The organism is Streptomyces sp. NPDC013157 (assembly GCF_042899865.1).
In the GTDB taxonomy this organism is placed as follows: domain Bacteria; phylum Actinomycetota; class Actinomycetes; order Streptomycetales; family Streptomycetaceae; genus Streptomyces.
In genome coordinates this window covers 142,811-163,019 of sequence record NZ_JBIBAK010000016.1, presented here as the reverse complement: position 1 = coordinate 163,019, position 20,209 = coordinate 142,811, and the positions used below count along the sequence as shown (strand labels likewise).

Annotated in this window: 13 protein-coding genes and 1 pseudogene; 2 read left to right on the top strand and 12 right to left on the bottom strand. The window is 74.0% G+C overall.

Translation table 11 applies throughout. The features are described 5' to 3' along the window. The 12 genes and pseudogenes from ACFY6U_RS37945 to ACFY6U_RS37890 all read right to left on the bottom strand — a co-directional run. Positions 1–439, bottom strand: a pseudogene (locus ACFY6U_RS37945) (zinc ribbon domain-containing protein); the annotation flags it as partial. Next, positions 436–996: a phage tail protein gene (locus ACFY6U_RS37940; protein ID WP_390045713.1), complete on the bottom strand. Its 561-nt coding sequence runs from the start codon at positions 994–996 to the stop codon at positions 436–438. The pseudogene ACFY6U_RS37945 and the gene ACFY6U_RS37940, both read right to left, overlap by 4 nt. Positions 997–1,024: 28 nt before the next feature. Then, positions 1,025–2,986, bottom strand: coding sequence for a putative baseplate assembly protein (locus ACFY6U_RS37935; RefSeq protein ID WP_390045711.1), 1,962 nt, complete (start codon positions 2,984–2,986; stop codon positions 1,025–1,027). A 5-nt stretch (positions 2,987–2,991) separates the two neighbouring features. Further along, a complete protein-coding gene (locus tag ACFY6U_RS37930) occupies positions 2,992–3,435 on the bottom strand; it encodes a GPW/gp25 family protein (RefSeq protein WP_181806072.1) in 444 nt (147 codons plus the stop codon). A gap of 64 nt (positions 3,436–3,499) precedes the next feature. Further along, entirely contained in the window at positions 3,500–5,410 is a 1,911-nt protein-coding gene (locus ACFY6U_RS37925) for a VgrG-related protein (protein WP_390045709.1), read from the bottom strand. Further along, complete coding sequence (locus tag ACFY6U_RS37920) at positions 5,410–6,132, bottom strand: LysM peptidoglycan-binding domain-containing protein (RefSeq protein WP_351494129.1); 723 nt, start codon at positions 6,130–6,132, stop codon at positions 5,410–5,412. The genes ACFY6U_RS37925 and ACFY6U_RS37920 overlap by 1 nt, the downstream gene beginning before the upstream one ends. A gap of 35 nt (positions 6,133–6,167) precedes the next feature. Next, the gene (locus ACFY6U_RS37915) at positions 6,168–6,590 is read right to left on the bottom strand and encodes a phage tail protein (protein ID WP_089100302.1); all 423 of its coding nucleotides are present in this window, start codon (positions 6,588–6,590) and stop codon (positions 6,168–6,170) included. A 69-nt stretch (positions 6,591–6,659) separates the two neighbouring features. Then, complete coding sequence (locus ACFY6U_RS37910; protein ID WP_390045707.1) at positions 6,660–7,220, bottom strand: extensin; 561 nt, start codon at positions 7,218–7,220, stop codon at positions 6,660–6,662. 2,955 nt (positions 7,221–10,175) lie between these two features. After that, complete coding sequence (locus ACFY6U_RS37905) at positions 10,176–10,346, bottom strand: DUF6760 family protein (protein WP_089100305.1); 171 nt, start codon at positions 10,344–10,346, stop codon at positions 10,176–10,178. Next, positions 10,343–10,813: a hypothetical protein gene (locus ACFY6U_RS37900; RefSeq protein WP_390045705.1), complete on the bottom strand. Its 471-nt coding sequence runs from the start codon at positions 10,811–10,813 to the stop codon at positions 10,343–10,345. Before ACFY6U_RS37900 ends, ACFY6U_RS37905 begins: the two co-directional genes overlap by 4 nt. Next, positions 10,813–11,256 (bottom strand): phage tail protein, encoded by a 444-nt coding sequence (locus tag ACFY6U_RS37895; protein ID WP_093500609.1) that lies wholly within the window; start codon positions 11,254–11,256, stop codon positions 10,813–10,815. Before ACFY6U_RS37895 ends, ACFY6U_RS37900 begins: the two co-directional genes overlap by 1 nt. 62 nt (positions 11,257–11,318) lie before the next feature. Then, positions 11,319–12,902 carry a phage tail sheath subtilisin-like domain-containing protein gene (locus ACFY6U_RS37890; protein WP_390045703.1) on the bottom strand — a complete coding sequence of 528 codons (1,584 nt, stop codon included), beginning with the start codon at positions 12,900–12,902 and terminating at the stop codon, positions 11,319–11,321. Positions 12,903–13,244: 342 nt separating this feature from the next. Here ACFY6U_RS37890 and ACFY6U_RS37885 point away from each other — a divergent pair, with 342 nt between their 5' ends. Next, entirely contained in the window at positions 13,245–18,461 is a 5,217-nt protein-coding gene (locus tag ACFY6U_RS37885; protein ID WP_390045702.1) for a hypothetical protein, read from the top strand. 93 nt (positions 18,462–18,554) lie between these two features. Continuing rightward, positions 18,555–20,147 (top strand): DUF4157 domain-containing protein, encoded by a 1,593-nt coding sequence (locus ACFY6U_RS37880; protein ID WP_390045701.1) that lies wholly within the window; start codon positions 18,555–18,557, stop codon positions 20,145–20,147. Positions 20,148–20,209 lie beyond the last annotated feature (62 nt).

Genomic DNA, 20,209 nt, shown 5'->3' with positions numbered 1-20,209 from the left:
CCTGAGGGGACGCCGTCGTCGCCGGTGTTGACGGGGCGCCGTGGCCCTGAGGGGACGCCGTCGTCGCCGGTGTTGACGGGGCGCCGTGGCCCTGAGGGGACGCCGTCGTCGCCGGTGTTGACGGGGCGCCGTGGCCCTGACGGGGCGCTGTCGTGGCCGGTGCTGACAGGTCGCCGTGGCTCTGACGGGGCGTGTCCCCGTGGCCCTCTGCCGGGGCTGTCGCTGTCGTTGCTCGGGTGTCTCGTTGGGGGAGGCCGGTGCCGCCGTCTCTGCGGGTGAAGGCGTCCCAGTCGGGGGCGGCGGCGGAGTTGGCGGGGGGCTGTTGTGGGGTCTCCTCGGCGGTGGCCGCCCAGCTCAGGACCGCGCCGCAGGCGTCGCAGAAGGACTGGCCCGGTTCGGCGACCGTGCCGCACTCCGTGCAGTTCCGGTTGGTCGTCATCGCTGCGGGGTCCTTTCGGCGGACGCGGTCACCTGGACCGTGTAGGGCATGTGAGCGGGGCGGGCGGCGGCCACGAGGTGTTCCAGGCGGACCTCGTCGGCCGGGGTGGGGGCGGGCAGCGCGAGGTGGACGTGCAGGCCGGGGCGGGGTGTGCCGGGGAAGGGGCCCAGCGGGCGGGCGCTCCAGTCGGCGCCGCCGCTCTCCGTGATCTCCGGTGTCACGCCGAAGGCCAGCCGGACCGTCTCGGACAGGCCCCAGCGGGTGCCCCGGATCCGGTGCAGGTAGGCGGCCGCGGCCACGGCGGCCCGGAGCAGGGCCTCCGATTCCGTGCCGTCGGTCTCGGCGCCCACCCAGGTACCGAGCCACTCCGCGAAGTCCAGCGGGGCCAGCGCCGGGTCGAAGTAGCTGGGCAGGCAGTCGAGGACGTTCGGGATCGGGGCGATCACGTCGTCCAGGCCGGCGACGAAACGCAGCGCCAGGTCGTCGTCGGCGAAGACCGCGGGGAGCATCGCGCCGATGGGGACGGAGGAGCCGAGGCCGTCGATGGACCCTCTCAACGGAGGCCTCCGGTCGGGTTGTTGCCGGTCATTCGCCGATCACCCTCACCCGGTGGTCGTAGGAGAAGACCAGGGACGGGGCGTCCAGGTCGATGCGGTCGGTCGGGTCGCCCCGCTTGCCGGTCAGCGGGTCGGCGGGGTGCAGGACGACCTCGTCGACGAGTTCGATGCCGGGGACGCGTTGCAGCACCGCGAAGATCTCGCCGGACTGCACCGGGCGCCCGAACGGCCAGCCCTTGCCGTCCGCGCCGCCGGTCAGCGGGTCCAGGTGGCGGTAGAGCGCGTCGTGGGCCTGGCGGCGGACCCGGTCGACGTCCACGCCGCGGAAGGCGTGCACGGTGGCGACGACCGTGACGCCCTGGTAGAAGGGCGGGCCGACCGCGAGCCGGGTGCCGATCAGCCGGCGTTCGTCCAGGTAGCGGGTGATGCGGTCCAGCAGGGCGTCGCCGGGCACGAGTTGCTCGAAACGGAGGCGGCCGCCCGGGTCGGAGACCGCCTGGGGTACCACCAGGACCCGTACCGCGTAGGAGCCGTGCTCGCCCTCCTCGCCCTCCAGGCAGGTGATCCGGGCCGTCTCGGGCGCGGCGCGGCGGGCCAGCTCCTCGTAGTCGCGCAGGGTCACCGCCCGCTCCTGGGCGCGCAGCGTGATCGGCGCGCGCACCTTCGCCTCGGCGACCGTCTCGCCGTCGACCCCGCCGCGCGCGGCCTCCCGGTTGACCACGTCCGCGACGTAAGGGATGGAGGAGCGCAGGATCTGTACGGCTCCGCGGGCCACGTTGCCGTCCCGGCCGCCGCCGGTGCGGTAGCGGCGGGCCCGGATGACCGCGCCCTTCGGGGCCACCGCGCCGTACTGGCGCAGCGAGCCGTCCGGTTCGCGGACCGCGGGGCCGAAGGCGACCTCGCCGGTGGTCGCGTCGAGGGTGAGGTGCCGGTCGTACGGCCCGGAGGCCGCGAAGTGCGGGACGACCTGCCAGTCCACCCAGCCGCCCTCGCCGTCGTGCTCGGCGGTCTGGAGGAGGAGCGGCGGGTTGTCACCGACGACGGGGGCGTGGGCGAGCCGCAGGCGCTGGCCGGGCAGGCCCGTCGACTCGCCGAGCGCCTCGTCCTCGACGGTCTCCGCGTGCACGGCGGCCGTGGTGCCGCCCACCGTGCAGGCCTCGACGAACCGGACCGTCGGGGAGGTGGTGTAGAACGGCTGGTCGGCGTGCGGTTCGGTGACCCGGCAGCGCAGCCAGCTCGCCTCCAGGCCGCCGTTGCGGGACAGCACGTGGCCGCCGGGGACGTGCAGGACGACCTCGCCGGGCCGGTTCAGGCCGCCGGTGCCGTCCCGGTCGACCTCGCACTCCCGCCAGCCGTCCTCCGTCCACGCCTCCCACACCAGCGGGGGCTGCCGCGGGTCCACGCCGACACCGTCGACACGGCTGTCCAGGTCCAGGGCGACCGCGCAGTGCGGGACGGCGGCGGAGAGGCCGAGCAGCATGCAGTCACCGGGGTTCGGGGACTCGGTGAAGCACAACAGGTCCTTGCCCTCGGCGAGCTCGTGGGTGAGGTCGACGACCGCCGAGCCCTCCTGCTGGCGCAGCAGGTGCCGCAACTCGCTGGGCACGATGGTCAGTTCGCGCTCGGTCGCGAAGACCACCGCCTCCTGCGTCTCGGTACGGCGGGTCGCCACCTCGGTGCCGACCGGCACCGGGACCGCCTCCTCCTGGGCCGCCGACAGCCAGAACGTCACCTCCGTGCGGGCGGCGGAGGGCGGGAACAGCGTGATGCCGACCAGGTCCAGGAAGGCGAGGTGGTTCTTCTCCGGGACCCGGTTGAGGCGGTACACGATCTGGTCGGCCATGTGCGCGACCGTCTCCACCAGCGTGATGCCGGGGTCGGAGACGTTGTGGTCGGTCCACTCCGGGGCGCGCTGCTGGATGTAACGCTTGGCGTCGTCGACGAACTGCTGGAAGCGGCGGTCGTCGAGGTTCGGGGAGGGCAGGGCCATCGGGATCAGCGGTCGCTTTCGGAGGAGTCCGGGGAGGCGGGCGGCAGGTCCGGCTCGTCGTGGGAGGGGATGACGTAGAAGGGGAAGACCAGGCTGCGCGGGTTGTTGGTGCCGCGGATCGAGTAGCGGACGTCGATCATCAGCACGCTCGGGTCGGCACCGGTCGTGACCTCGACGTCCTCGACCTCGATCCGCGGCTCCCAGCGGTCGAGGCTGGCGTGCACCTCGTGCTGGATCCGGCCGGCGGTCTGCTCGTTGACGGGGGCGAAGACGAGGTCGTGGATGGCGCAGCCGAACTCCGGCCGCATCGGGCGTTCGCCCGGGGCCGTGGAGAGGATGAGGCGGATGGCCTCCTCGACCTCCTTCTCGCCGCTGACCAGCGCGATGCCGCCGGTGGGCCCGATCCGCAGCGGGAACGACCAGCCGGAGCCGACGAACTGCTCTGCCATCAGTCCCGCACCCGCCCCTCCGGGAAGACCTGCCGGCCGCTCATGCCGGAATCACCGTCCCCGCTCATGCCGGGATCACCATCACCGTCAGTCCGCCCATCATCAGGTTCCCCAGGACCGGCACCTCCGGGGCCTGGATCCCCACCGTGGTGAAGGAGCTGATCGCGACGGCGGCGTTGCCGCGCAGCGACAGGGCGGCGTTCGCCATCACGTTCACGGCGGCGGCGTTCACGGAGACCGCGCCCGCGGGGGACTTGATGTCGACGAGTTCCGCGCTCTGCAGGGACAGCGGCCCTCCGCTCCTGATGCTGAGCGCGCCCGCCGCCTTCAGCGACAGGTTGGCGCCCGCCTCGACCGACACCGACCTGCTGCCCTTGATGGAGACGCTGCCCTTGCTGTCCACGGTGATCTCGGTCTTCTGCCGGTCGAGGAAGACGGTGAGCCTGTCGTCGCCGCTGGCCAGCCGGACGCCCTGTTTGCGGCCGCGCTGGTCGAGCAGGTCCATGCGGTTGCCGACCCGGTCGGAGACGGTGTGCCGGGTGGCCCGGCCGCGCATGCCGTCGTGCAGCGGCACGTCCTTGACCCGGGTCGGCTTGTCCTTGCCGTTGTAGAGGCCGCCGATGACGTACGCGTGGTCGAGGGCGCCGCGGTCGAAGGCGACGAGGACCTCGTCACCGACGTCCATCGGGAAGACCCCGCCGCCGCGCACCCCGCCCCACTGCATGGTCCGGGTCCAGTCGCTGACGTAGGTGTCGTCCAGCCACGGGAACTTGAGCTTCACCCGCCCCTGCTGGAGCGGGTCCTGGACGTCGGTGACGAGGGCCTGCGCCACGCTGAGCTGCCGGTCGCCGCCGGCGTCCCCGCCACCGCCGGAGGCGACGCCGTAGAGCGACCGCCACTGGCGGCCGCTGACGGTCACCCAGGTCTCGTAGTGCTTGGCGTCGCCGAAGACATGCCGTACCGAGGTGACCGTGTACTTCCCCTCGAAGGGGTCCCCGACGTCCGCGAGCGCCACCGGAACCCCCGGCCGCAGCTTCGGGTTGCCCCGCACGACCACCTCCACCTCGGCGAACGTCGACGTGACGTCGTCGGAGAGGGCGTCGGCCGCGAACTTCACCTCGGCCTGCTTGTCGTACGGCGTGCGCGTCTCGACCAGCTTCGACGTCTTGAACTCGCCGGCCGCCGCGCCCGGGGTGGTGCCGATGCTGTAGCCGGTGTTGTCGGCGGGGGTCACGGTCGCCGTGAGCGTCTTCTTCGTCCGTACGTCCCAGCCGCGCGACTCGACCTTGTTCACCTGGTCGGAGGCGGTGACCGCGGTGCGCAGCCGCAGGATGTCGTGCCCGGCCTCCAGGACGAACGGGCTCTTGTCGCCGTCGGTCTGCGGCGACGGCGCCCCGGAGGCGCTCTTCTGCTTCACGAACTGGAACTTGCCGTCCGCGTCCACCGACATGACCATCTCGTTCTCGTCGGCGAGCCGGGCCAGGAAGTCCCAGTCGGTGACGTTCGACTGGCTGATGAACTCGTAGACGGTCTTGGTGGCCTGGATCCGCCCGATCGGCACGCCGTCCTGCGCGGCCAGCTTGCGGGCGATGTCCGAGGCGGTCTGGTTGCGGTAGGCGACGACGCGGCGCTGCCGCATCAGCCGGAACCCGTAGTCGTAGCCCCGGACCACCGCGTAGCTGCCGGTGCCGTCGTACTCGGCCTCCATCCCGGTGACCTCGCCGGTGAGCAGCGGGTCGCCGGTGCCCTGGCCGTCGGAGACCGGCGTGATCACCACCGGGGTGCCGAACTGGACGCCCAGCTTGCCCAGCAGTTTGCGGGCCGGGTCGCGGAAGGTCAGCTGGAAGGCTGCGGGCACCCCGACGCCCTGGTCCACGTGGGCGTCGACGAGATACCGCCCGTACTCCGAGGTGGCGGTCAGCTCCTTGCCGCCGATGACGACCTTGACGACGTTCGAGAAGGCATGCTTCACCATCAGGACCGCACCTCCTCGGCGGCAGGCAGCACCAGTTCCGTCCCCGTCGGCAGCCACCCGGGATCGTCGATGTCGTTCGCTTCCGCGATCGCCCGCCAGGCGCTCGCGTTGCCGTACTCCCGCCAGGCCAGCGACTGCAGCGAGTCCCCGGCGACGACCCGGTGCACGCGCTGCGCGGTGAGCGCACCGGACGTCGGGTTCTGTCCCGCGGTCTTGCTCGGGATCTCGTGCAGCTGGAGCCGGCAGCTGGCCCGGATCGGCATCCCGCTCGTCCCGAAGAGGGAGTAGGAGACGTCGGCGGAGGCGACGTACGCCGTGAAGTTGGCCGTCGAGAACGAGCCCCACTGGAAGACCACCCAGGGCGGCGACGGCTGCTTGGCGGCGATGCTCTTGCTGGTGACCTCGCAGCAGGCCAGCAGCGACTCCACCTTCTTCATCACGTCGTTGCTGTCCGGGTCGTCGGACCTGTCCAGGAAGATCTCCACGCTCATCTCGCGCGGGTGGGTGCCGAGGAACTCCGGCAGCGCGCCGTCCCGTTCGATCGGCGCCGCCGACGACTTCCAGTCCGCCCGCCGGGCGATCGACAGCTGCGCCGGGTTGAACTCGAAGCCGAACGTCTTGATGATGCCGCCCGGGCTCGTGCTGGTGCCCACGGGCGGCTCGTGAATCGCGAGGGTGGCCCGCACGAGGCTCTTGCCGGCGCCCCGGCTGCTCCTGGCCATGATCTGATCTGCCTCTCTCGGTCAGCTCTGTCGGCTCAGTCCGTGAATCCGTGGTGGGCGATCTCCAGGACCTCCGTGGCCACGGACGGACTGCCCGCGTCCAGGGAGGGCCCCTGCCAGCTCACCGGCAGTACGTCCAGCAGCCCCCACCGGGCCACCTCCGAGCCGTCCGCGCGCAGCGCCGTGATCTGCCCGGTGGGCCGCTCGATCCCCGTCTGCACGGACGAGATCCACTTCGCGACCTTCGAGGTGTCCGGGGTGAGCGGGCGGGTCAGCCGGATGTGGGAGAAGGTGACCCGGGTCGGCAGCTGCCACACGAACCCGTTGTTGCCGCCCTCCTGCCGCTGCTCGATCTCCACCTGCGACGACAGCCCCTCGCACCCGTTGAAGTAACCGAGGTCCTCGCCGTCGATGGAGAGGCTGAACCAGACTGTGGTTCCCGGGTCCTGGCGATCCATCGGGAGGCCTTTCTGTGGGGTGGTGCGCGGTCGTCGTGATCAGGGGCGGTCACGGTCGGTCAGAGGTGGTCAGGGTCGGAAGTCGCGGAGCTTGCCCACACGTTCGCGGTCGCGGCGGAGTTCGGTGCGGACGTGCCGGGTGATCCGGTCGATGATCCGGTGGACGAGGGCGTCCACCTGGAACTCGGTGAGGGCGCGCGGATCGAATCCGCCGGCCTCGACCGCCGTGTAGCCGGGCGGCGGATCGTCGGCGGCCGAGGCGGAGGCGGAGTACCCGGGGGGCGGTGGGCCGTCGGGGGGCGGTGGCTGCCTGGACGTCTGGGTCCGGGGAGCCGCCGGGCGGCTGGTGTGGGTGGCCGGCGCCTTCTTCAGGGAGCTCGTCGGGTGGTGGCCGCCGGGGGACGCGGTGGTGAGGGCGTCGCGCTGGACGGTGACGCGACCGAGGGGGGCGACGGGGAGCGGGGTGGTGGCGGAGATCGGGGTGGTCGGGCGCAGGGTGACGGGCTGAGCGGGCGTGGGGGCGGAGGTGGTGGTGGCCGGCTTGACCGGCAGGGCGGCGGGCGGGGTTGCGGCCCGCTGCACGAAGAGGGGCAGGGGTGCCGCCGGTCCGGTGGGAGGTGGGGTGGTCACGGGGAGAGGCGACTGGACCTGGCGCCGCACGGCCGCCTGGCGGCCCCCGGGGCCGGGCGTGGCGGAAGAGGCGGGGGCGGCGGTGCGCTGGACGAAGGGAGGGAGGGGAAGGGGCGAAGGCGGTGCAGCCGTCGCCGGAGTGCCCGACGTGGCGGGGCCGGGAAGAGCTGGTGGCGGCGTCGTCGCGGGGCCGGTGGAGGCCGGGCGGACCGGCTGGGTCGGCGGAGTCGGCTGGATCGGCCGGATCGGCTGGATCGGCTGGGCACGCTCGGCCGTCGTCGTGGGCAGGTCCGGGGCCGTCGCTCGCTGTACCGGCCGGGGCGCCGCGGGGACCGGCTGGGAAAGGGCGACCGGCTGGTCACCCGAAGAACCGCTCGACGAAGCCCGCGAGGAACCAGTCGACGGACCGCTCGAAGAACCAGCCGACGGACCATCCGACGGACCATCCGACGGACCGCTCGACGCCGGTTGCCGCTGCACGGACGGCACAGCCGCCCGACGGCCGGCGGGCCTCGCGGCGGTCGCACTCGCGACGGGGCCCGCGACGGGGGCACCGAGGCCGAGGCGGGGTGCGCGGGGAGTGGTCGTACCGGCACGCTGTACGGAGGCACCGGCGGGACCCGGCTGCGCCGGAGCGGGCCGGGCCGCCGCGGCCGGGGCGGCGGACGACGGGGCGGGTCCCTGCGCGCGCGGGCCTGGCGGGGTCTGCGCAGTCGGCAGGGCAGCGGAGGAGGGCTGCGGGCCCTCCGTCGTCCGCCGCTGTACGGGCACCTCACGGACACCGCTCCCGGCGGCGGACGGAAGCGGAGCGCCGAGGCCGGGGCGAGGGACGTCCGGGGTCGTCGCGGCACGCTGCACGGGAGCCGGCGCGGAAGGGGGCGTGGCCGCCGCCGTCGTCGAGGTGCCGGCCGCGTCGTTCCGGCCGGGCTCACCCGCTGGCATCGGCACGGCAGCCGGTACGGCTCCCCTGCCTGCCGGGCGAGGCGCTTCGCGTACGGCATCGGTTGCGCCCGCGCTGTCCCGCACCGTCCGCTGCACGGGCGCCTCGCGGCCACCGCTCGCGGCCGGGGATACCGAGGGCCGCGCGCTCTGCGGGACGGCCGGGGCGCGTGGGACGGGGGGCGCGGCGCCCGCCGAGGGCGAAGCAGCCGTGGCGGATTCCGTGCCGGTGGCGCCGGTGGCCGCTATACCGGAGGACCTGGGCGTCGGTGCCGACGTCGCCCCCGTGCGACCGCTTTCCGGCGACGGCGGCGTGTGCCGGGCGGCCGGGTCCGTGACAGTACTGCGCTGCACTGACGCCGTCTCGGGACTGCCGGGCGAGGGCGGGGTCGGCGGGGCCGGGGTGCGGTCGCCGCCGCTCACCGCCTGCCGTTGCACAGCGGTGCGCGCCCCGGCGCCGGACATGCCGGAAGGCCCGCCGTCGCCCGGCGCCGTTGCGGATGCCGAGGGTGACGCAGGCGCGGTAGCAGGGACGGGAGGGGGTGTCGGTGTGGGCGAGGCGGAGGTCGTACGAGCCGTAGCCCCGGGCGACACGGGTACCGAGGCCGTACCACCGCCACGGCCGGAGGACGCCCTGGTCGGAGTCGGATTCGGCCCCGGAGCCGTCGTGTTCGGCCGGGCGGTCGCCGGTGCGGCACCGGACGCGGAGCGCTGTACGGCGGCAGGTGCCGGCGCCCGTCCGGGGACCGCGGCCCGCGAAGCGCGCGGGGCGCCGCCGGAGGAGTCAGGGCCGTCACCGCGCGGACGCGACCAGCCGCCGGTCACGCGCACCGGATCCCCGCCGCCGCCCTCGACCGTCCGCTGTACGACCCCGGGCGGCGCCGTTTCGCCGCCCGCTCGGTCACCCTCACCCGACGTCGGCACCGCGCCCTCGGTGGCCGTCGCCCGGGGTGCCGACGGCAGCGTACGCCGCTGCACAGCCGTCACCGACGGGCTCGCCGACGCCGTCGTCAGCGCGCTGCGGCGCGGCGGGACGGGAGGGGCCGGCGCGACGCGCGGACCGGTGGCCGGAGCCGGGGCGACCGGAGTCGGCTGCGGCGCCCATGCCACCGGCACCGCGCTCGAAGCGGCGGGGGAAGTGGCGGCCGAGGTCGCGGCAGCCGACGTGACCGACCGCTGGACAGCAGGCACCGCCCGCTGCCCGGACCCCGGTGCGGTGGGCGCAGATCCCCTGTCCTGGACGGTCGACGGGGCCGCCGAGCCCGGCGCGCTGTTCCCGTTCCGTACGGCTCCCGGTGTTACCCCGGTTCGCCGCGCGGCCGCACCACCACCATGCCGGCCCGCCGACGGCACCCGCTGTACCGCCGGCGCCACCGATCCGGCCGATCCGGCCGATCCGGCCGATCCCGAAGATCCGGAAGGTCCCGAGCGTCCCGCCGAAGCAGCCGAACCCACGGCCCCGGCAGACCCAATGGATCCGGCGGACCCCGCGGACTCCCGGAGCCTGGCCCGCTGCGGGTCCGTCGTGGCCGGCCGCGCAGTTCCCCGCGCCCCTGACGGGGCGCTTCCGCCCCCGACCGCCCGCAACGGCACCACCGGAACCGACGCACGGCGGCCGGCCGTCGGACCCGCCGGCCCCGCCGCTGCCGTCGGTCCGGCCAACGGCAGTGACTGGACCGGACGTTCGAGGCCGGACACGGCCCCCGCGCCGGATGTTCCCGGGCGGCCGCCGCCGGCCAGGCGGGCGCTGGACTCGCCGTCCAGGACGGCGTGCGAGCGCGTGCCCGTGAACGACGGGTTCTGCCAGGTCGGCAACCGGCCGCCGAACCCGGCGTCCGCGACCGGCCCGCCCGCCCCCAGCGCACGCTGGATCGGCGGCAGCCCGGACCAGGCCGCCGCCACCACGGGACGCGGCGCCTCCGCGGGAGCCTCAGGCGCACTCCCGCTCCCGGTCCCGGACTCTCCGGCCTCGGACCCGCGACCGCGCCCCCGTACCCGATCCCACAGCCCCACCCGTCAGCCCTCCGCCCCTGCGGAGGCCGCCGCCCTGGTCACCAGAGACGCGATCTCCGCCGTGTAGCGGCGGCGGTCGGCGTGCTCCAGGTCCAGGATGTCCTCCAGGTTCCAGTGGAAGTGGTAGGCGACGTACGCGATCTCCTCGTGCAGCCGGTCGGTCGCGTACGTCACGATTCCCCCAGGCGGCTCCCGCCGAGTTCCACTTCGAAGGGCTCGGAGCAGTGCGGGCAGTTGACCGCGGCCCGGGTGTGTCCCTCGGCGTTGATCTGTCGGTAGAAGTCCTGGAGGAACGCCAGGTCGGAGGCGAACATGTTCTCCACGACCCCGTCGTGGACGAGCGGGAGCGTGCCGAGGCGGGTGATGACCCGGCCCAGCAGCACCACCGACAGGAACGCGGGGTTCTCCTGGACCCGGACGTCCCGCAGCGGGACCAGCTCGTCCCGGGCCGTCGACAGGCGCATCACGCCGTCGCGGTGGACGGTGCCCTGCTCGTCGACGTACCCGCGCGGGAGCTGGAACGGGAACTCCGTGCGCAGCACCTCGACGGGCGCCTCCGGTTGCTGAGGTGCCTGGGGCACCGCCGCCTCCGGTGCGAGCGGCGCCCCCACACCCTGGGCCCTGACAGCCGAACGCCTCATTACTCGATGACCAGTTCTTCGAACGTGATGGTCACCGTCTCGGTCAGCGCGGACGCCTCGCCCGCCTTCACCGTGCTGGTGTCGATCTTGCTGCACCAGGCGTTGCGCAGGTTGTAGCGCTTCACCGGGTTGTTCTCGAAGTCCATCATGATGATGGAGGCGTTCTTGCGGGCCGTGGTCATCTGGCCGTTGATCGACTCGTTGATCCACTGGGTGAACGACGAGGACTGGGTCATACCGCGGACGACCGTGCAGGTGCCGTTCTTCTTCACGCCCGGCAGGTTGCGGACGTGGTTCTTCCCGTCCGGCGTGTTCTGCTGGTAGGTGATGACGTCCTGTTCCATCGTCATGCCGCTGACCTCGGCGAGGTACTCGACCATCACGCCGTCGATCTGCAGGCCGAAATTGTGCGATGTGAGGGCGTCACCCGGCTGGAGACTCATGTGTTACTGCCCGTTCTTCTCAAGGTGCCGTGACAACAAGGGGGTTGGGGACCGAGGGCCCGCTACTCCTGCAGTTCGCCGCTGCCGCTGCTGAACTGGGCCAGCCGGAAGATCACGAACTCGGCGGGCTTGACCGGCGCGATGCCGATCTCGCAGATCACGCGGCCGACGTCGACCGACTCCGGCGGGTTGGTCTCCTCGTCGCACTTGACGTAGTACGCCTCTTCGGGCCGCTGCCCGAACAGGGCACCGCTGCGCCACTCGTTGACCAGGAACGCGGAGATGTTGCGCCGGATACGGGCCCAGAGGTTGTGGTCGTTGGGCTCGAAGACCACCCACTGGGTGCCGATCAGGATCGACTCCTCCAGGTAGTTGAAGTACCGGCGGATGTTCAGGTAGCGCCAGGCCGGGTCGGAGGAGAGGGTGCGGGCGCCCCAGATACGGATGCCGCGGCCGGGGAAGGCGCGGATGCAGTTCACGCCGATCGGGTTGAGCAGGTCCTGCTCGCCGCGGGTGATCTGGAGCTCCAGGTCGACCGCGCCGCGGATGACCTCGTTGGCCGGGGCCTTGTGGACGCCGCGCTCGGCGTCGTTGCGGGCCCAGACGCCGGCCACGTGGCCGGACGGCGGGATCAGCCGGGACTGTCCGGAGGACGGGTCGAAGGTCTTGATCCAGGGGTAGTACAGGGCCGCGTACTTGGAGTCGTAGCCGGCCGTCTCCTGGCGCCAGACCCGGATCTGGCGGGCGTTGAGGCCCGGCGGCGGGTCGATGACCGCGACCCGGTCGCCCATCAGCTCGCAGTGCGCGATCAGACCGAGCTGGACGGCCTTGACGGCCTCCAGGTCGATCGCGCCGCGCTGGTAGGCGGCCATCAGGTCGGGGACGGCCACCATGGACACCTCGTCGACGGCCTCCAGGCCGCCGAAGCCGGTGCGGTCGGCCGAGTCGCCGAGGTAGTCGGCGGGGCCGGGGTGCGAGCCGGCGCCCGCGACGGGGGACGCGGACGCCGGCGTCTGGGTCGGGGCCACGAGGGCCACCGTCTGGTTCTCCGGCCGGGCCAGCTGCGCGGCGGGCGCGGCCTCGGTCACGGTGATGAGCTTGGAGCGCTCCTTGACCTGGGTGACCACGTAGTTGCGGCCGCCCTTCTTCGCGGTCACGTCGAAGGTCTCGGCGGTCTTGCCGCCGTCCTTGACGACCAGCTTGAAGCGTTCGGCGGGGCCCTCGCCCTCCGGGTCGGCGACCTCGACGCTCAGGTCGCCGGAGGCGATGGCGCTGACGGTGAAGGTGCCGAGCTGCTTGGCCTCGCCGGGCGGCAGGGCGGCCGGGGCGGCGGCACTCCCGACGGCGGCGGGCGCGCCGACGGTGCCCTCGGCGTCTTCCCTGCTGCCGCCGACACGGACCACGTAGGCCGCCGTGCCGCCGTTGTTGAAGAAGCCGTAGACGGAGTGCGCGAGGTAGTACCCGTCGGTGAACTCACCGAAGGACGCGACGTACTGCGTCCAGTTGGTCACCAGCGTCGGCTCGTTCAGCGGACCGGTCGGGGCCAGGCCCACGAAGGCCGCCACCGACGTGCCCACCCCCTCGATGGGGCGCGAGCCGCTGGCCACCTCCTCGACGTAGACGCCGGGCGACAGGTAGGACGGCATGCTCTGCTCTCCTCGGGGTACGAGACAGGAACGCTTCCCACCCTCACGCGCGAAGCGCGTCCGCCGAAACGGCCACCGGTGCCCGGGCCCGGGCACATCTGTTGCCCCCAAGGGCAACCCCTGGGGGCAGCCACTCGCCGTACGTCACCGACCACGGGCCGGGAGCGCCTCGAATCCCCTTCGTTAACCGGTCCGTTCCCTGAACAACCCCTTGTGAACCCGTCCCGTTCACGCGTTACCCTGCACGGCCAGACGGGCTGCGTCCCGTCACGGGCGCCCGCACGCGCCACCAGGACGACGCGGACGGGGCCCCTGGTCCCGGCGGGGACGGGAGTGCGCGGGATGCGGCGGACAGGGAAGCCGGCGGCGGGCGAGGGCGCGGCGAGCGGTTCCGGGGTGAGCCGCGCCGGCCAGGGCAGAGGCGAGGGACTCCTCCGCCGGCAGCCGTCGATGCCGGGTACGCCGGGCGGGCCCCCGGTCGCCGTGGAGATGCAGAACCTGCAGAGCACGGCGGGGAACGCCGCCGTGGCCGGCCTGTTCGAAGGCGGCCGGCCGCCCGCCCCGACCCGCACTCCGCCGCCCGTACCCGCCGGGGCCCGGCAGCAGGGGCCGCTCACGCTCCCCCCGTACCTGGCTGCGATGACCTCGGCGGGCCTGTCCACCGCCTCAGGACTGACCGGCCACCCGTTCGTCGCCGCGGAGGTGACCCGGGTCACCGGGCAGGCAGGCGCCGAAGTGGAGGCGATCGGGCAGGAGCTGGCGGGCCGGCCGGAGACCTTCTACGGCCGCGGGCGGGCCTTCGCCGTGCGCGGGGCGAACGGGGCGGTGCACGACGTCACCGTCGCCATCAGGCCGCGGGACGAGGAGGACGCCGCCGCGCTGTCGTTCGCGGACAGCGCCCAGGGCGAGGACGCCGACATCAAGGTCGACCACCTGCACAACTCGGCGGGCACGGTCGCCGCCGACACGGTCCGCGCCCGCCGGTGGGGCGCCGCCGCCTCCGGCACCGTCCTGGTCCCGACGCCCACGCCCGGCGTCCTGGGCGGCGCGCAGCTCGCCGGCGGAGCCGCTCTGACCTCCACCCAGGACACGCACTCCTCGCGCACCGTGTCCGAGCCCCGGACCTTCCGCAGCGGCGGCGGCACGGTCACGGCGCGGCGCCGGGTGAGCTATGTCGTGCGGATCAAGCAGCACGGCGCGCGGGGCCGGCACATGGCGAGCGGCGACGGCTCCCTCGTCATGCGCGTCCCGCACGAGCACCTGGTGCCGCACGGCACCGTACGGCCCGTCCCCGGTCCGGAGCTGAGCGAGGAGCAGGCCACCTCCGTACGGCAGGCCGTGTCCATGGCGGCACTGGCCGTGGAGGACCCCGGTGGTCCGCACGGCGGCGGGGGCGGGCTGTTCGACACCGTCGCCTCCGTCCTCGCGCCGTCGGTGACCGCGCCGGGCGCCCCCGGCCGGGAGCGGCTGTTCCAGGCCACCGCCGGCACGACCGTGCTGCAGGACCTGCCCCGGCTCCTCGCGGGCTGGGTGCCCGGCGAGGACCTGCCCGCCAAGGACGGCGGCGCCGCGAGCGCGTACCGGATGCGCGCCGACATCGTGTCGCTGACCCCCGGCTGGGGTGCGGGACAGACCCAGCTGCGCACCCACCAGCAGAGCGCGCACGGCGCGGGCCGCACCGGCTCGAAGGGCGCGAGCGCGCTGTTCGGGGCCGGCCCCGCGGTCGCCGTCGGCGCCCCGGGGGTACCGGTCGCCCGGTTCCAGGGCATGGGCTCCGCCGCTCTGAAGAGCGCCCGGTTCTCGTCGTCCGACCAGACCGTGGCCACCCGGAAGGGCGCCGAGATCCGCGGTGACAAGGTGCTCTACCTCGGCCGGGTCAGGCTGACCGTGCAGGGCGTGGGGCCCGCGTCCCCCGCCCAGCGGCTGCACCCCGCGCGGCGCACGGCCGAGCACACCCTGGACAGCTGGGTCAGCCTGAACGCCCAGGAGGCCCGGCACCTCGGGCTGCCGCTGCCGGAAGGCGTACAGGCGGACCCCCTGCGCCGCAGGCCCACCGAGACCGCGCCCGACGGGACCGAGCGCGAGACCGAACGCCACCTGCCGTTCGGCGCCGTCGGCAACAGCGTCTCCCTCACCCACCTGGACGTGCGCCCCCTCGTCGAGGCGCTGGAGCGGCTGTTCGCGTCCCGGCCCGAACTGGCCGGCTATCTGCCGGACTTCGGCACCGGAGACCGGCCGGCGGGGCAGTCCCCCGACCCGGAGGAGGCCGAGGCGCGCATGCGCAACTACCGCGAGCTCGTCACCGTGCTCTCGGAGACCAACCTGCGGGCGAAGAAGAACCAGCTCCTGGGCGCCGGCGTCCCGGTGCGGCTGCGCCGGAAGACCACGCTGCACTCCCACGACGTGCAGGTCCGGGTACGCGGACGGGTCGGCGAGCTCAGCTATCTCGGCGACACCGACAACTGGCTGGTGCGCAGCAGTTCGGGCGTCGCCTCCGGCGGGCAGACCGGCCGCACCACCGCCCGCCGGGCCGGCGCACAGGGCAGCGTCAACGTCACGCTGCTGCCGGGCGCGCTGTCCTTCGGCGTCACCGCCAACGCCGCGCTGGAGAGCGCGCGCCGGGTCCAGGGCGGCCCCGCGGTCCGGGGCGACTCGCTCAACAGCGGTGACGTGCGGACGAGTACGTTCGGCACCCGGCTGCTGCTCGACGCCAAGGTCACCATGACCACCCGGGAGCGCACCCTGAAACGCTCCCTCACCCCCGGCGGCCCGGGCCGCGAGCGGCCCGAGGCCCGGACCGTCGCCTCGCTGGGCGACCTGGACGCCGCCGTACCGCAGCACTTCGACGGGAGCGCGGAGGGGCAGGACGTGGAGCTGAGCACGCCCGCCGCGCTCACCGTGGGCGCCGGCGAGCGCCGCAGGACGGCCGCCCGGCGGTCCCGGCCGGCCAGGTTCCACCTCGCCTCCGGGGCCACCGGCATCCACGACCTGCTGACCCGGCCGCCGGGTACGGACACCGAACGGCAGGTGCGGGACTGGGACTTCGTGGAAACCGTCGGAGACGGTGAGCAGCTGCGGCAGCTGGCCTTCCGGCTGCTCGCCCTGGCCGCGCGCAAGGGCGACCGGGACAAGCCGGGCGACACCGCGTACCAGGCGGAGGGCCTCGCCCCGCGCCTCGCGCTGGAGGAGCGGCTCGGCCCGGAGTCCATCACCGCGGCCCTGCGGCAGGCGACCCGTACCGGCTGGGTGGTCGGCGACCTGCGCCACGCCCGGCGCACGGCCGCGCTGAACGGCGCCGTCGGCACCCGGCTGGCCCTCACCAACCCGCGGGTCCTGCACCGCAGGCCGGAGCAGAACGGGGCGGGCGGGGCCGGCGTCGAGAACATGGTCCTGGGCGGCCATCAGGCGTCGGGGCAGCACGCGTCGACGACGAGCAAGGCGGTCACCTTCAACGGCACCGGGTCGGAGCGCGGCTCGGGGTGGACGCTGGCCCAGAGCGTGTCACCCGCCTTCGGGCAGGCGACGACCACGACGGACACGTCGACGACCGGCGGCACGATCGAACGCAACTCCGTCCATCCCCGCTCCAGGCCGCTCTACCTCGTCCAGTGCGACCTGTCCGCGTGGATGGTGGCCGAGGTCGCGGTGAACGGCCGCGGCCCGTACGCGATGTCGCAGCGGCTGACGGTGCCGGGCGCCGTCGGACTCTGGCTCACCGAACCGCAGTTGCGAAGGGCGGGCCTGCGGACGCCGGAGGAACGGGCCCGGGAGCAGGAGCAGGCGCTGGCGGAGACCGCGGACAGGTGGCGGCCGGCGGCCGGCACCCCGGCTGCGGGCAGCGCCGCTCCGGGGTCGGGGTCCGGACCGGGGATGTCGGAGAAGGCCCGGGGGAAACTCCCGGAGCGGGCGGAGGGCTCCGGCGGGCGGGAGCAGCGGGTCGCTCCGGCCGCACCTCCGCGGGACGTGTCCGACGTACCGGCGCTCGCCGCGCACCTCCCGCTCGGGGCCGGCCTGGTCGAGGACATGCCCGACTTCGTGCCGCTGCTCGGACGGCTGCGGGCGGCGGTGCGGGACCGGGCGCTGGCGGCGGACCTGCTGCCGGCCCGGGTGCTGGACGACAGGTTCGAGAACGTGCAGCGGCTGCTGCGGGTGCTGGACCAGGACGGCTCGGTGGGTCTGCTCGCCGGTGCCATGGACGGCGGCGTTCCCGTCGAGCTGCTGCGGAACAGCTCCGTCCCCGGCCGCCGGGCCACGTCGTACTGGGCCGTCTTCCACATCCGCCGCACCGGGCCGGGCACCGTGGCCGGGCCGTCCGGGAACGACCGCGAGATGGAGTTCGCGACCGTCGCGTACTCACAGCGCGCGACCAGCCGCCAGGAGAGCCGCACCAGCGAAGTCGACGCCTCGCTGACCGGTGCCGGCAAGCCGCACGACGACCTGGTCGGCAGCGCGGGCGCCGTCGCCGGCCCCGGCATCGGGAAGACCACGTCGACCAGGCAGGCCGCGTCCGTCCGGACGCAGACCGGCCTGCGCACGATCGTGGACACCGAGGCAGGCTCGGTGAACGTGACGGTCCCCTTCCAGGCGGAACTCGAACTGCGCTCCGCGGACGGCCGGCTGGCGTCCGTGACCCTCGACGGGTCCTTCCTGCACCGTGTGCTGGACAACGACCTGAAGGCCCTGGCCCGCGCCCGGCCGGAGCGCACCGCGGGACCCGCCCGGGCGAGCGCCGCCCCCGTGCGCGACGCCACTCCGGCCGCCCTGGCCGCGTGGCGTGCGGACGGCGCCCGACTGCCCGTGGAGGCACAGGTCAACGGCTTCCGGGGCGCACCGCAGATACGGGAGCTGGTCGGCCGGGCCATGGCGCAGGCACACGTCGGCGGCGGCTTCCGGAAGGCCGGTGACGCGGCGCACCACGCCCAGCGGGAGGCGGTGTCCACCGAGTGGCTCACGGCGGCGTTGCCGCTGCTGGTGTCGGCCGGCGCGCAGCTGCCGCCGGTGCACGTGTCCGGCGTGGCGGGCCAGGACGTCGCCTGCTCCCTGCACGCGCGGCTGCGCGACGGCGAGATCCTCGGCGGCGGCGACAAGACGACCTTCGAGACCGTCGCGCAGAGCGGCCCCGAGGGGCGCCCCGCGGCCGCCGACGCACAGCACGCCGCGCACCACGGCCGTGCCGCGCGGTTCATGGGCGGCGAGGGTCCGGTCCGCGCCGACTACTCGGGCATGAACAACGTCCCCGGCACGTACGGCCGCGACGGCGGCCCCACCGACGCCGCGGGCAGCGCCTCCGGCACGGTGCCGCTGCGGAAGCCGAAGGCGGCGTCGGTGCTGGTGCAGTTCACCCTGCAGGTCAGGGCCGTGGCCCAGGTGCGGCACCGGCACACCGGCGCGCTGCGGGGTCCGGCCGGTGCGGTCGGCGTGCAGGACCACACCCTCACGTACCCGGTGGTGATCCGGATGCCCGAACCGGCGGTGCGGCGCATGGCGGCCGCCGCGGGGGGCGGGCACGCGCCGGCCGACCCGCACGGCGTACTGGCCGCGGCGGACGGAGAGTCCTGAGGCTGTTGCCCCCGAGGCTGCCCGAACGCCCCTTGCGCACCCGGCCCCGGCACTCGTAGTTGTGGTCAAGGGTCCGTCGCCGAAAGGTAGTTCATGCACGCACAGGAGGAACACAGCCAGGCCGGCCACCCGCAGGCCGTCCACCGCCCTGCGGCACGGGAGACGTCCGCAGGTGCCGACCGTACGGCCGTGACCGGCACCGCGGCCGGGCTGCTTGCTCTCCAGCGAACGGCGGGCAACGCGGCGGTGACCCGCACCGTCGAGGCGTCGCGCCACCGGCACGACGCGAGCTGCGGCCACCCGACGGCGGTGCAGCGGCAGACGGCCGGCGCGGAACTCCACGAGCACGACGCTGCCTGCGGCCACGTGCCGGCGGTGCAGCGCCGGGCCCTGGTGCACCGGGTGATCGAGTCCCCGGGCCAGAGCATGGACCAGGCGCTGCAGTCGGAGATGGAGACACGTTTCGACGGCGCGGACTTCAGCGGCGTACGGGTGCACACGGGGTCGCTGGCCCGGGAGTCGGCGAAGGAACTCGGCGCCAAGGCGTACACCACCGGCCCCAACATCGTGGTCGGCGACACCATGACGAAGGAGGACTGGGCCCACGAACTGACCCACTACGAGGATCAGTTGAAGGGCCCTGTCCCCGGTACGGACTCGGGCGGCGGGGTGCGCGTCTCCGACGTCAACGACTCGGGTGAACGCCACGCGGTGGACAACGCCCGCAAGGTGATGAGCGGTCCGGTGCCGTCGGCCCAGCGGACGCCGGCGACGACGGCGTCCGCCGCGCCCGCGGCCACCGGCGCCGTACAGCGGGTCACCGCCGTGCAGCGGGTCACCAACCTGGCCGTGCAACAGGGGCCGTCCTGCTGGCTCTACGTGCTGGAGGCCATCGCCGAGCACCACGGACTGCCCGTTCAGGCGCTGTCCGTCGCGATGCGGGCCTACCCCTCCACGGCCGACCGCGACGACCGCCAGCGGGAGGAGAAGCAGAAGGGGAACAAGATCGAGGGGCGCCGGCTCGCGGTCATCATGACGGCCGAGGCGCTGGACTCCATGGTGCGCAAGCTCGACAACTGGCGCGCCCACCAGGACCAGGCCGTCACGGACATCAGCCGCGACGAGGTCGCCCTCTTCGCCCGCCGGTCCATGGGGGCGGAGACCTCGCTCGACAGACTGGACTTCCAGGACGGCAGGGCGCAGTTCGCCTCGATCCGCGAGGTCTATTCCAAGGCCTCCGACCGCGCCAGGATGTTGATCCAGAAGGTCGGCGCGCCCGGCGACGAGGTGAGCAAGCTCCTCGACACCGCCCCCGCCCACATCGACGCGAGCCAGAGCCTCGACGACGTACGCCTTGCCATGGAGAACCAGAGCCTGCCCTGTTACGCCGGTATCAGGCGGAGGTTCAAGCTGGGGAAGGACGACGACACGGCCGCCGGGGTGATCGACCTGACCAGCCGGTCGGCGAGCACGATGGAGAGCACGGTCCACGCCGTCCTGATCGACTCCTACGACAGCTCGGCCCGGGTCGTCACCTACAAGGACCCCAACTACGGGAACGTCTCGCTGAAGGTGACCCTCTTCCAGCTCCGGGCGATGGCCGGCAACAGCTCGCAGAGCATGACCCTGCGGCCCTACTCGACCGGCCCGCGCGCGCGGCCCGGACTCGACGACCTGACGGACTGACCGCCGCCACTCTGCCCCGCCGGTCACGCGATGTGCCCCAAAACCTCCTGACCGGCGCGGGC

Coding starts and splice junctions, on each gene's coding strand:
- ACFY6U_RS37935 (WP_390045711.1), bottom strand. CDS start 2,986: ATGGCCCTGCCCTCCCCGAACCTCGACGACCGCCGCTTCCAGCAGTTC.
- ACFY6U_RS37930 (WP_181806072.1), bottom strand. CDS start 3,435: ATGGCAGAGCAGTTCGTCGGCTCCGGCTGGTCGTTCCCGCTGCGGATC.
- ACFY6U_RS37925 (WP_390045709.1), bottom strand. CDS start 5,410: ATGGTGAAGCATGCCTTCTCGAACGTCGTCAAGGTCGTCATCGGCGGC.
- ACFY6U_RS37920 (WP_351494129.1), bottom strand. CDS start 6,132: ATGGCCAGGAGCAGCCGGGGCGCCGGCAAGAGCCTCGTGCGGGCCACC.
- ACFY6U_RS37915 (WP_089100302.1), bottom strand. CDS start 6,590: ATGGATCGCCAGGACCCGGGAACCACAGTCTGGTTCAGCCTCTCCATC.
- ACFY6U_RS37900 (WP_390045705.1), bottom strand. CDS start 10,813: ATGAGGCGTTCGGCTGTCAGGGCCCAGGGTGTGGGGGCGCCGCTCGCA.
- ACFY6U_RS37895 (WP_093500609.1), bottom strand. CDS start 11,256: ATGAGTCTCCAGCCGGGTGACGCCCTCACATCGCACAATTTCGGCCTG.
- ACFY6U_RS37890 (WP_390045703.1), bottom strand. CDS start 12,902: ATGCCGTCCTACCTGTCGCCCGGCGTCTACGTCGAGGAGGTGGCCAGC.
- ACFY6U_RS37885 (WP_390045702.1), top strand. CDS start 13,245: ATGCGGCGGACAGGGAAGCCGGCGGCGGGCGAGGGCGCGGCGAGCGGT.
- ACFY6U_RS37880 (WP_390045701.1), top strand. CDS start 18,555: ATGCACGCACAGGAGGAACACAGCCAGGCCGGCCACCCGCAGGCCGTC.